Source organism: Bacteroides sp. 1_1_30 (assembly GCF_020982715.1).
GTDB lineage: Bacteria > Bacteroidota > Bacteroidia > Bacteroidales > Bacteroidaceae > Bacteroides > Bacteroides xylanisolvens.
Genome location: NZ_JAJKHN010000067.1, coordinates 24,937 through 38,114, shown reverse-complemented (window position 1 = coordinate 38,114; position 13,178 = coordinate 24,937). Strand labels below are relative to the sequence as shown.

The 13,178-nt window shown below is 39.5% G+C and carries 6 protein-coding genes and 2 pseudogenes; 1 reads left to right on the top strand and 7 read right to left on the bottom strand.

Annotation, left to right across the window (positions count from 1 at the left end):
• Positions 1 to 251, bottom strand: a pseudogene (locus LPH68_RS18490) (DDE transposase); the annotation flags it as partial.
• Between the two features lie 232 nt (positions 252 to 483).
• On the opposite strand from LPH68_RS18490, the pseudogene LPH68_RS18485 reads away from it, so the two are divergent.
• Positions 484 to 657, top strand: a pseudogene (locus LPH68_RS18485) (transposase); the annotation flags it as partial.
• Positions 658 to 660: 3 nt separating this feature from the next.
• Here LPH68_RS18485 and LPH68_RS18480 read toward each other — a convergent pair.
• Genes LPH68_RS18480 through LPH68_RS18455 form a run of 6 tightly spaced genes read right to left on the bottom strand, consistent with a single transcriptional unit; the run spans position 661 to position 13,010 of the window.
• Positions 661 to 2,853, bottom strand: coding sequence for a hypothetical protein (locus LPH68_RS18480; protein WP_004311265.1), 2,193 nt, complete (start codon positions 2,851 to 2,853; stop codon positions 661 to 663).
• A gap of 2 nt (positions 2,854 to 2,855) precedes the next feature.
• Positions 2,856 to 5,057: a HEAT repeat domain-containing protein gene (locus LPH68_RS18475; protein ID WP_004311266.1), complete on the bottom strand. Its 2,202-nt coding sequence runs from the start codon at positions 5,055 to 5,057 to the stop codon at positions 2,856 to 2,858.
• A 6-nt stretch (positions 5,058 to 5,063) separates the two neighbouring features.
• Positions 5,064 to 7,238: a HEAT repeat domain-containing protein gene (locus tag LPH68_RS18470; protein WP_005651733.1), complete on the bottom strand. Its 2,175-nt coding sequence runs from the start codon at positions 7,236 to 7,238 to the stop codon at positions 5,064 to 5,066.
• Positions 7,239 to 7,268: 30 nt separating this feature from the next.
• The gene (locus LPH68_RS18465) at positions 7,269 to 8,831 is read right to left on the bottom strand and encodes a DUF6850 family outer membrane beta-barrel protein (protein WP_004327091.1); all 1,563 of its coding nucleotides are present in this window, start codon (positions 8,829 to 8,831) and stop codon (positions 7,269 to 7,271) included.
• A gap of 23 nt (positions 8,832 to 8,854) precedes the next feature.
• Positions 8,855 to 10,126, bottom strand: coding sequence for a DUF4876 domain-containing protein (locus LPH68_RS18460; RefSeq protein WP_004312956.1), 1,272 nt, complete (start codon positions 10,124 to 10,126; stop codon positions 8,855 to 8,857).
• A 13-nt stretch (positions 10,127 to 10,139) separates the two neighbouring features.
• On the bottom strand, positions 10,140 to 13,010 hold the full coding sequence (locus LPH68_RS18455) for a TonB-dependent receptor (protein ID WP_004311273.1): 2,871 nt from the start codon (positions 13,008 to 13,010) through the stop codon (positions 10,140 to 10,142).
• Between the last annotated feature and the right edge of the window lie 168 nt (positions 13,011 to 13,178).

Genomic DNA, 13,178 nt, shown 5'->3' with positions numbered 1-13,178 from the left:
TGTGCATCGGAAAAGTTGGTATAGGACTTCAAGACCATCAAGGCTATTTTACCTTCGGGAGAAAAATAACTTTTACGACCCAAAGCAGAGGACTTCAAATGCATTTGTCGGGCCAGTTCCGAGAAAGGAAACAGAGCATGGAGGCGACCTAATTCACTCGTTGCAAAACTTTGACGATATTTTTTTAGCATATCGAACTCGGTAAAACCTAAACGAGGTTCGATTTCTGAGATTTTTTGTATCTTTACCATGTGTTTTTATTTTAGATTACCCCCGTTTTGGCCGTCAAACCGTTTTTTGGGGGGAATGCTTAAAGATACAAAAAAGGCAACTAACTCGCAATGAATTAGTTGCCTTAAATTTTATTATTTTAGGAATATCCCTGTTTTAATGATTGGTGTCTGGAACTGGTTGAGGAGTTATACTATAGACATTTACTGAATGTCCCTGTATAGTGTCGATAATATTAAAGAAAAACTTGTTATCTCCCTATATGCCAAAGGAATGAGCGTGTCAGACATAGAAGAGGAGATGCGTGAAATCTATGAGATAGAACTGTCCACATCAGCTATTTCCATCATCACGAACAAAGTCAACCAGGCTGCTCAGGAATGGCAGAACCGCCCTTTGGAGCCGGTCTATCTCATCGTTTGGATGATTCTACCTATTTTGACTTTTCAGCCTATTAATTGTTTTGGTAACTTCGTTCATTAGCTTTTGATTGGAAGTTCTAAATGTGTTAAGTTCTTTGATTATATCTGCTTTATTATAGTATAAATTATACCAGCCTAATGTTTCAGCAGCCAATATGCGAAGTTCTTCTTCTTGGCTTTCATTTTTTATAATGTTCAGTAATGGCTCAATAGCTTTAGCAATAGGTTTATTTCGGAACCTACTTATTTCGCTTTGTATCTGTTTGGTAGTACTTTCCGGACTGTCAATAAGTGCAAAATCTCTTTCAAGTCCTTTCTTTTGGCGAGGAAGGTATTCTAACAATTCATTCACATAGGAAGAATCGTAGAAAGACCAATCGGCAGCCTGTTTCTTCAATTCATTCAAAGCCATATCATGGTCGAACGTGTTGATAGCACTAAAAATTCTGAAACGATGGCGGTTTTCATGTCCGCGTAATAAATAGCTTTCTATCCATGCCGGCAACAATTCCGGATTGCAATTCTTTTCAACGTATTCCACCGCATAACGACGGATCAGTTCATAACTGTCGTTCATGGCTGTCTGCAATACATCGGCAACCTCTGTCGGATAGTTCAAAGCTAATAGGCGTAATGCTTCCAACCGCACAACGAAATAGTTCGATTCGTGGTAACTTTTCTTCAGCAACTCAACGAGACCACTATAATTTGCCATTGACAATTGACGGAGCGCCATTGCCTGCATGTCAGCCATAGGGGAATTCAGCTGTTTTTTCCAGAATGTAACATTTCCTTCCTGCGCAACTAAAGCTTGGTTGATGTCCATATCCAGCCCGGCATTATTGGTGAAGTGAAAAGTCGGGTCACCGATCAGATGATTTTCCAAGAAGCAGGTAAAACGAGTGAACTGCCCGATGCGCATACCGGCAGCTAACAAGCCGAGAAATTCATCCGGCCATTTATCTTGAATGGTGTTAACCGTACATCCCATAGTAGCAATGGTCTTACCCTTATTGAATATATAAGAGCCTACAATGTTGTCATCCAAATGGAAAGAACCGTTGAAACAAGCATCGAACAATATAAAACGCGCATTAGGAGTCAAAAGACGAATATCTTCAGTATAGATATCCATATTACGGTTTACAATGGAATCCGATTTTATTTTCTCCTCATCGAAAGCTTCCGCACACCAACTTTCAGGCACCCCATACTGCTTGGCATATTCTTTGATAGCAGCTTCACGCCCATGTTTCTTGGCGTATGAAGGCACTTTGCTTCGCAAGAATATTTTGGCATTCTCAATACTCAAATTAATACCGGAACCATTTTCATAGCCATTGATATACTGCATGGTGGGGCCACCGTGGTGATGGAATAGCATGACATCTAATCCTTCGCGCTGAATCTCGTTCAAGTATAATGGTTTCATCGGATAGCGCATGTTAAAATCATAGAACTTCACTGTATTACCCGATTTGAATATTTGCGGCAATTGCTCACGTAAGGCTATTTGCTCACCGCTCCATGCCAAAGGATCTTCAGAATTGTAACCATGGCCACGGGCCATAGTCAGTTGGTCAAATGCATTTTGCTTTGCTTTTTCGGCAACTGCCTTTTTTAAGTAATCGCGTAGCATCTGATAACGGTTCTCACCTTCTAAATGTAATGGACGGATACGGGCCGAATAAATATCCGGTGAAATATACTGTTTAGAATCAGCACGCAATGTCATATAATGATAGTCAGGTATCAAACTGTCTTGTTTAATATAATCAAATTTTAATCCGAAGTCATCATAATAACGGTCGGAAGGAACGCTTGATTTCTGCCAATTGGCTTTGGGAGACCTTTTGAAAGCCGAAGATAGATGATGTGCATCACGAATCATTGGAATAGGGATGTCACCTATAAATACGCAACCCTCCAAAGGCGTTTTCTCATTCTCATGCAATTTGACAAGTTGCTCACGAATAGGTTCGGGCCTTTTCCAATCATCAATTAGCAAGTAAGTACCTAAACCTTCTTTTTCTATACTGGTACGATAAGCATCAATTTCACTTTTCGCTTCATCATAACTTTTCTGATCGACTACAATTGCAAAAGTAGTCTTTGTTTTTATACTAGGATGTACAACTGTTTGCGCCTGCATATCCTGTAAGCACAAAGCGGTAATTGCCAAAAGGATGTATTTATTCATATTTATAAACTTAATCTTTTGATTGTCTGTTCAAGCTCTGCTTTTAAATCTTCCGGAAGATTGGCTGTTTGTTGCATCTTCTTTATTTCTTCAAGAATGTGTGGCCGTTGTACAGAATTAGTAAACCAACCTAATGCTTCGGCCATTACTACACGTACTTCCTGTGGATTACCGGCATCACGAATTACATTCAAATAATCATCCACGTGGAAATGGAATGTATAGTTACGCACATTGCGGATTGCACTGATACGTTTTGCTTCCGGTGCAGCTACATCCATCAAGGTCTGATGGACTTTTGCCTCTTGTACAAACATTCTTTCCAGGCTTCTTAGTAATCGTTTTTTCTCTTCGTTTTCATTCAAACGGTCAACTTTTGCATAAAAGTCTTCTATTGTCTTTTCTACTTTCTCTTTCGGATAAAGGCTTAAAGCCTTGTTGGCACTCATTTGTACGCGTAAGCGTTCATTATGTTCGACCAATGCTTCCACAATAGCGGGCAATAAGGAATCGTCACCTACAAATCCAGCATAAATGGCACTTTGGCGAGCTACCATTTCATAAGTATCGTTCAAACCTTCGCGTAATGCTTCGATGAAGTTGTCGTCCTGATAACGGCTCAACAACTTGATAGCTTCCATACGAACCGTATTGAAGCCACTTTCCCGGTACTTCTTCAGGAGCAACGGAGATAATTCCTTTTGGGTATCGGCGTCAGCCAGCATACGCATGGCCAAACTTTGTACATCAGCGTATGGGCTGTTTAACAAATTCTTCCAATAGGCTTTGTCATCTTTGTGTATTGTTATATCGGTACTTAAAGTATTGGCTTCGATAGGAGCAAAACGGAAAGTGGGATCACCAAACAAATGACCTTCAAGTGATACGATTAGCTTATTGTATTGCCCGGCTCGTACACCATGGGACAACAAACCAATCATTTCAATAGTCCAGCGGTCTTGCAATACGTTACGGGTATTTCCTTGTGCTACTAATGTCTGACCGTCATTAAAGATATATTGTCCTGCTATATAGTCGTTTTCGTGAAAAGAACCGTTGTAGCACGCATCAAACATTATCATCTTCGGATTAGTGGAAAGATTTCTCTTCATTAAATCTTCCGTTACGATACGTTCATCAGCGTAGTGAAGAGAGTCTGCTTCCCAGAACTTAGGATTGTCCAGGTCTTTAAAAAACACCTCATTCACTTGTCGTTTTTCCTGCATCTGAATACGTAAGGTGTCTTTGTCACGTTTTCCAACATGGGACATGACTGCATTATAAAGTGTACTCTTCAACATTTTATAACGATTATTGAAATCAGTGCATGCCAATTCATCATTAATAAGCTGCCCTGTTGGCATTCCATGTTCATGAAACATAAATAAGTCAAGGTCCTTTCGTTGCAATTCGCTGAATAACTTATATTTCATAGGGTGTTTCATTCGGAAGTTCCAATGTTTGAATCCCATTTGACGACCAAAAGCTAATGGAAAGTTCTCCATATAAGCTTTTTCGTCATCCATCCATACAATCAGGCAATCGGAATTGTAAGAAGCACCATTGAATGAGAATACCCGATCTAATTGATTATGCTTATCTGCCTTGGCAGCAGCAGCTTTCTTCAGATATGAGGCAATGGCCGCATATTTATCCCCTTCCTTTTTTTCCGGATACTTGATACGAGCTGAATAGAAAGTAGGATTTAGCCGCTGGGGACTGTCTTCTGTCAATTTGTAGTAGAAATGCTGATGATTTACTGAGTCTTGCCTGATGAACTCAAACTTTAAGTTCAGATCATCATAAAAGCGGTCGGTAGGTACGGAAGACTGATCCCAAGGAAAGGCTTTCTCATTCATTTTGAATGCAGTAGTCATGTGTTGCGCATTACGTACCAATGCGACAGGCACATCGCCGATTAAAACCAGACCTTCCAATGAAGGGCATTCTTGATATGTTTTGATGATTATCTGTTTGACTTGATCTGGATTTTGCCAGTCACCGCTGATCAGATAAGTTGCCAAACCATCATCTTCAACCGCAGTTTTGTACTGATGCATGGCATCTTTGGTATTTGCATAAGTTTGGTTATCTGTTATGATAGCAAAAGCGGTAGGTTGTTTGACCAATGGCTTTATGACTGTTGTTTGTGCATTTCCTGCCAATGGCAAAAGAAATGCCAGATATATTATTTTTTTAATCATGGCCAATTAATTTTTAAGTCTGTAATATGTACGGTCGGCTTCTTCACGAAGGTTCTCGGATAAGCTCTTATCTTTTCTCAGTTGATCGCATACCCGAAGGATGTCAGGCTTCCGATAAGAATGAGTGAACCAAGCAAAAGCCTCCAATAAACAGGTTTTTAGCTTTTCACTTTCACTGGAGTCGGTAAGTAAAGCCAAGAGGCCGTCTACACAGGCATGTGCCATATGATTTTTCAGAGAATTGCAATAAAGGATGCGCCAACGTTCGGAAGTTTCTTTGCTTAATAACTCTTTTTGCATGCTACGACTATTATTGGCATTCTCCAAAACCTTACGCATCTCCTCCTTGTCTTGCAACACATAGGTCTCAGCCATTACTTTATCAATTGCCGCCTGTACGGCTGCCTGATCAAAGACTTGAAGCCCCAAACTCACATTAAATGCCACACGCTCGGATAGGTTGTCTTCTACATAGGCTTTGATTTGCGGATAAACATACTCGTTCAGTCCCACATGTTGCATCATACGAACAGAGGTGCGACGAATAAATTCATAGGAATCCGTAATGGCCAAGTGTAAGACTTCCCGGAAGTTTTTGTCACTAATCTTCTCAAGCAATGCCAAGCAGGTGAAACGTACCATCATGAACGAGGAAGTTTCAAAAGTTTTTCTTAATAAATCAGAAATACCCGGATAGTCATTGCGATAAAGGTTGTGCAAAGCAAAATTCTGTATGTCGGCATAGGGCGACTGTAATAACTCCAACATGCGGGACTCGCTATATGGTTCTTTGAACAAAGCATTGGCATCTACCTCATTGATAGATTGAAAACGTAGAGTAGGGTCACCGGTAATGTGCGATTCGAGAATATTCGTCAATTTAGCCCATTGCCCCACTCGTGCTCCCATACCTAACAGGCCGAGCATCTCGTTTGCCATTTTATCTTGCAGTACATTGACTGAATTGGCAAAAGTAGTTACGCATTTTCCTTCCGACATGATATAACGTCCGGCAATGTAATCTTTTTCCCGGAAATCACCATTATAGCATGCATCGAAAATTACCATACGGCTATTAGGCTTAAACTCTGTAACTTCCGACAGGATAATACCGGTGCGCAGGTCTAGTAAAGAATCTTCTGCAATTACTTTGGGATCATCATAGCCTGCAATCCAAGTAGTGTCCAAACCGTATGTGTTTTTCATCATATCCAGCATTTCGTCGAAAGACTTTTTGTTGTTTTGCTTTCTACGCGCTAAACCACGATAATAGTACTTCATTGCATCTACATGAGCATTCCACCTATTAGTAGCGGGACTACCGGAAAGATATTGACGTTCGGGCATACCATGCTCATGAAAAATAGACAAGTCCAGATCTGTGCGTTTCAGCATATTAATGACATCGTCCTTGGGATAATCGCTGAAATTATAACGGATGAAACGGGCCCGTCCCTCTTTATCGAATACGCCCGGCATTTGTTCGCGAATAGTAAAGGTTTCCGGTGTCCATGCAGTCAATGAGTTAGAGTAAGAGCCATCACCTGTATAGGAGAAGAATTGGTCTAATTTATTGTTTATCTGGTGCTCAGCCACCACTTTTTTAAAATAGCGGCTGATTTGCGCATGCGGTTCTTCGCCGTTATCAACAGCTTTGACACGTGCAGAATATATGTCACACCGAATTTGCTGTGGAGATTTTATAGCCAAATTATAATAGAAGAAATTATTTTCGACACTGTCCTGTTTCAAAAAATCGAATTGTAGGTCGAAATCATCGTAGAAACGGTCGCTGGGCACTGAAGAATCTCTCCAGTCATTGTTTTTCTCATCCATTTTAAAAGCGGAAGTCATATGCTGGGCTTTGCGGAGCATTGGAATAGGGATATCACCGACAAATACCACTCCTTCCAATTTATCCTTTTTGTAGAGCTTAACAATAACTTTCTTTACATCTTCCGGTTTATTCCATTCATTGTATACGATGAACGTAGGCAACCCTTCCATTCCTAGAATCTCCTGATAGGCTTTAAGCTCGGCTTCACAAGCCTGAAATGTCCCTTTATCTGTAATTACAGCAAAAGAGGTGTCCTTTACTTTCACAGCCGGTTTAACAAATGTCTGTGCCCGCAGAGATAATATGCTGCAGAGCATCAAACTTCCAGTTATTAATTTACGCATGTTTTGTAATATAGATTTCGTTATGTAGCATTAAAAATTACATCCTAAACTTATCGATAAATGAGTACGCCCATCATAATCATAGTCAGAGGTATTTACACGATCGAATACAACTTTTGCAAATAAGTTCATACGTCTGTTTTCTCTGACTTGTTGCGAATACGTTATCGACCCGCCAATACGATAGTAATCACAGGTATAATAATTAGTCAGCCCTTGTTGTAATTCGGTTACAGTTGGATAGTCTGCATGGCTGCCACCATATACATATTCACCTCCCAGATTATTGTTATACGCAACATGAACATCTATTAAAAGCCTGCGATTCAAACTATTGCCTAAAACAAAATTTTTTTTGCCACCTAAGCCTAAAGATAAATTTTCTGCATTCTGTACAGAATTAGGCATTAAATATTCATCGTCTTGCTTGGTATAATTCACATTTAATTCTGCTTTCCAACTATATTCATTCCCGCGGTTTCTGCTTAATGCATAATTAAGAGAAGCGGTTTGTGCCTTGTACGTAGAACGGATGTTATTATATAATTCCACCCAGCCACTTTGTGATTCAGAGTTATCGCGTTGAGAAATATACTGAATACCATCGATGTTACGATTTGTATATGTGGTTCTCATATAATTGGTATAGTCCTTTCCTTCCTGAATCATCGTTAAAGAAACATGAGCAGTTTTATCTTTTACACCGGCTATTTTTTTAGGAGTCGTATAGCTCTGCTGAACAGTTTCCGCTTTTACATCGTAACTGCCCTCAAGCAGTAAATTGAAAGAGGGCATACTGAAGTTGTACTGGAGAGCTCCACCGAAACGGTCTCCAATATAATTGCTGGTTACACCGCTGCCTATTCCTTTTATGGCTGTTCCCAAACCGTATAATATATAATAGTCCTGATCCACATAAGAGTTGACATTACTCATTCTTGAGTCTTCCTTGATAGAACTATACTTGAAACTTGCACCAAACTTGTGTGAATTATTCAACTTGTAAGTAATCCCCGGCGTCAGTCCCAGCGTATAAAAACGGGTATCCACACGCGGGTCGCGCTGTTTGGCAGCTAATGTAGCTACATAATTACCTTCCAACCCCAATGCCCAATGATTACCAAGTAAAGGAGTAGCTGCACGAAACTTCAGATCGTAATATTGATTTCTCCATTTGCTTAAGTGCTGGTCTGCGACATAGTAAGGCATTCCCCTGAATGGATCGGCAATGGAGGCGTTATATCCGGCATCTGTCAGATTTTTTTGTGCAAAATTAAATGCTCCCCACACATATGCATTTTTCAGATTGATAAAGCCTTCACTGGATACACCTACGATAGCCTCTTTCTGCCCCTCTTGCGGACGGCAATAGTTTCCGTCCTGTAAGTCATATCCCAATATAACATTCGAATAATTCTGAATATCATCGAATGGCATACCGGCAGCATTCTGTGAATGAGACCATAGTCGTCTTGTTTTCAATTGTTCCATAGCGGCGGGAGAGAAGCCCTGTGCCGCTCCCACCATACTTACAAGGCAGGCTATCATTACCAGCAGGCAGCTTTTCATATAGTTCATATATTGTTTTTTCATTGTTCTGTCTTTTTAGTTAATTATTACAATGTGTGATTCCATGAAGGCATTTTTGCTCCATTACGACGCATTACAGGAACAACGCCACGTTCAAAGTCATCCGTACTGTTGTTTGTATCCTGATATATATATGTACCTGTTTCTTCGCGAATAATAGGATTACCTTCTTCGTCTGTGGACAATTTGCGAGCAATACCTAAACCGCAATAAGTAGCTCCTACCCAAGTAATACCTGCATCAAGTACACCGGGGACACGTTTTGCATTCATCTTTGACTCATTGTTTACTGCTTCAACAGCATCCAATACATATTTAATAGGTATTTTTGCATAATAAACATTGCTGTTCGGTTTGCTAAGATCTGTTGTCTTCATATTTTCATCGTTGACCGGATCCCAAGCTTCTCCTTCAGGAACACGAAAAATCACATAAGCACCTCCGAATACGGATGTCAAATATTGTGGTATACTTCCCATCTCTGCTTTTCCTTGGTAGAAAACATGTTGCATATCATAAGCTGCCTGGTCAGGGAAGTTTGGATTATTCATATTAAACTCAAACTCAGAACTACTGCCGTCTATAGGACTTTGAGGGTTATAGATGTCCAACTGATGGTTAGCGGCAAATTGAGAAATGATGCAAGATTCACCTGGCGCTAACGGATATTCGGTTCCATTTCCTGGAAATTTCCACACACGTTCTCCATATGCATAATTATTACCGTCCGCTTCCGGCCAAATAGGTAATTTAGTGGTAGCTGTACCCGGAGTTAAATTTGCGAAATAAATACCGTCCAAATACAAAATGTCAGCAGAGTTATTGTATATCTCATAGAACTGGTCTCGGAAATAGACTCCTCCTTTTTCCGGACGGCTACCGCAATAATAAATCTCCTTGAATATTAATGGGCTCACTTTAAGCCCTTGTACTTCAATATTCAATGCGCTACCATGCTTAAATAATGCCGCATTTACAGAATTGCCATTGATGTAGTATTCATTGTTTTCTGTATCGATCGCTGTACCGGATACTGTTACCGAATAAATTCCGGGGATAATTCCGTCAACTTTCACACTATTATCAGTTACTTCTTTTACATAATGTAAATCTTCATCGTAATTGTCGAACTTTACAGTCAGATCTTTCAGTGTGGATATATTTTCAACGGTAATATCCAAATATACATCCACTGTGATAGGATTCACTTCTGCTGTGCCAGACATGTCCCTGAACGAATCGCATCCTATCAAAAGGGTACTTGCCAATGTAAACAAATATATTAAATATTTTTTCATAACTTCCTAAACATTATAAAGTGAGTGATAATTCCAGCCCAAAGAAAAATCGGTTATTCAATTGAATATATGAACCCGGATTACGTTTGGATTCTCTGCGCGGATAACTTCTGAACATATTGTTGGCAAAGAAAGAAACACGTAGCATATTGCTAATTTCTTTAGTTACATTCAAGTTAAAACAAAAATAAGGACTGTATGATTCTTTTATAGCATTATTATGACTTACATTATTCAACATATATCCATATCCTGCATCCTTTACTTGCTGGGTAGTGGTATATTTCCCCTTGGGAAACATATTTACAGACGCATCTTCCAATGCTAAATAGCCCACAGGTATAGAATCGTTTCCAAATGTATTCCAATTAGACTGCTGCCAAATAGCTTGTGCTGTCATCGTAACAACAAAACCGATACGCGGGATATTGTGAGTGGCACGTAAAGTCGTTACAAATTGTTGTTTGTAACTTGCATTGCCTTCTTGAGAATAAATGGCCACCGGTTTACGGGCTGAAGCAGCATCTTCGCTATTGTCATAGAAGCTATAACCCTGACGCCAACTCTTAGTACGCATCCATGAGCCATTTATTTGGAAGGCCGTACGGATAGCATCAATACGTCCGATATTCAAATCAAATTCTAAACCTTTAGTTTCTATATTTAAATTATTAGTTGGTTTTGCATAAGTAGACAATACCGGTAGGCTACTACTAAGCTCTATCCCGTTTTCTGTGCGCTGGTATTCATTGTAGATAAATGTATTGAAGGTGTTGAAGGTTTGGCTCATTACATAACCATCCTTCAGACGCTCCTTATAAGCTATTACATTCAGATTGGTTTTACCCACTCGTAAATTAAAACCGACTTCTGCTTTATGATTTTGGGCAATCTTCAAATCTGAGTTATCTACTTGCCGAACTTCTGTGGTAGTCATAAACAAGCGCTGGCTTTCCGGAATATTTTCATTGGTAAGCTCATTTATATTGATATATTCAAAATATGCATTTTCTGGATATAAATAGAGAAGAGAAGGCATCTTTGCAGCAATACCGTAACCTCCCTGAAGACTTAATAGATTCGGAATCAAATCAATGGATGCATTTACACGTGGCGAGAAAATGCCTCCTACTACTGAGGTATGATCATAACGCACACCAGCCTGAATGTTCAAATCATGCGTACCGCTTATGGACCATTTGAAATTATCTTCCACATATGCACCAAATTGGTTAATGAAAGGAATATCCTTATAGTTACGTGGACGGAAAGATGAATTATGACCGTATTGACTACGATAAGGAGGAGTACTTGGGTCATAAGTTTTTCCTTTACCAACGTTACCGTCACTCCGGAAATCCGCACCAATCAAGATGCGGTTGTTTACATGACCGCTCGCCTTGAATAGAGAACTCGTCACTTTAGCAAACAAATTAACTTCACGACTATCGATCTCATAGTGTCCCAAATAGCTGCTTGGTAGATAAACAGCATAATGATTTATGTCTTCCGGTCCAAAATTAGTAATTTGATTACCATTGGCATCATAGATATGCTGACCTGCAAAGTTACTAAGTACCGCACCGTTTGTAGTGGTCATGGAATAAGGAGATGTAGCAGAACTGTATACGGTTTCATAATAACTGTCTTTATCCATATACGTACCTGACAATACATAGCGTAGTGTTTTTAACCAGCCCTTATTTATATTCCATGTACCATTGGTATTCAAAGTAAAACCTATATCGCGGCCTTCCGAAGCTGTTTTAGTTTGTTCATCATCAGGATTACGTTCACGTTGATCCTTACCATAAATAAAATCAAAGCTGGAATTGGTACGTAACTTATTATTAAAGAAAGTATTTGAATAGAGCAACTTTGTTGTGGCACGCTGATAGTGCTGGTAACTGGATATTGGATTATTCGTATTATAAGCATAATCTGCACTTACATTTAAAGCGCCTTTCTTTTTTCCAAGTTCAAAACCGGTTCCCATAGACACCTGATAGATATTGGGATTGGCTTTTGCTTTGACACGTAGCGGCTCACGACCAGCTTTTGTATTAATAATTACTGCTCCTGAGGTCAGATCACCATATTCAACAGAAGGGATACCACGAACGATTTGTATAGACTCTATATTTTCAGTAGAAATACTACGAACATCGGTTCCACCAGCCGGCGAGGCACCTCCGGCCAATGAAGCGGGTGTTTCCGTACCACTTAATACCGTAGGGCTCATCGCAGATAGATTAGCATTATTTGAGATGGGGGCACCATCACGAATTATTGCGGTGCCCATAGCATTCATCGGAGCTTCCGGACCACTGGAACTGGAAACTTGACGGATGTTAATCTGTTGTGCCGAACTCATATCTTGATTCTGTGAAATTCCACCTGGCATCAATGACATTACATCATATAAACTGGTCGCTTGCATATGGTCCATAGCAGAGCGGGAAATGTGAGAAGATGTGGATTTGCCTGAACGGCTGTTGGTTGCAGTTACTGTAACTTCTTTCAACTTAAAATCCTCATTCCTCATTGTAAAATTAAGAACCAAATCCTTATTTACATTTATTAAGGTGTCAATGGAGACTTTGCCCAAATATTGAATTTGCATACGAATTTTACCAGTAGGTACGTTTTCCAGTATGTATCTACCATTTTCATCAGAGGTTGTCCCTAGTGCAATTTCAGGAATAGACACAGCTGCAAATTCTAAAGGCAAACGCTTGTTGTTGTGGTCGTACTCATAAACAGTGCCTGTAAGTTTTACTTTGTAATTGTTTTGCGATTTGATAGGGAGGGCAATTCCTATGCAAATAAGTATAAACAAGTATATAATATTACACCCCAAAATACCTTTTTTCATAAGTAACATCATATTTATTAATAATGCAAAATTATATGTAAATTTTAAATTAAAACAAACCATTGTGTGTAACAAAACTAAAATTATTAAAAATACATGTTGTTTTTGTTGGTGCCGTTGCATAATCTCACAGACCTCAACCGTCTGTTGTCTAACAATATAGCAACTGCATTATAT

Bases quoted from the DNA above. Each gene is read 5' to 3' on its own strand.
- LPH68_RS18460 (WP_004312956.1), bottom strand. From the start codon at position 10,126: ATGAAAAAATATTTAATATATTTGTTTACATTGGCAAGTACCCTTTTG.
- LPH68_RS18480 (WP_004311265.1), bottom strand. From the start codon at position 2,853: ATGAATAAATACATCCTTTTGGCAATTACCGCTTTGTGCTTACAGGAT.
- LPH68_RS18470 (WP_005651733.1), bottom strand. From the start codon at position 7,238: ATGCGTAAATTAATAACTGGAAGTTTGATGCTCTGCAGCATATTATCT.
- LPH68_RS18465 (WP_004327091.1), bottom strand. From the start codon at position 8,831: ATGAAAAAACAATATATGAACTATATGAAAAGCTGCCTGCTGGTAATG.
- LPH68_RS18475 (WP_004311266.1), bottom strand. From the start codon at position 5,057: ATGATTAAAAAAATAATATATCTGGCATTTCTTTTGCCATTGGCAGGA.
- LPH68_RS18455 (WP_004311273.1), bottom strand. From the start codon at position 13,010: ATGTTACTTATGAAAAAAGGTATTTTGGGGTGTAATATTATATACTTG.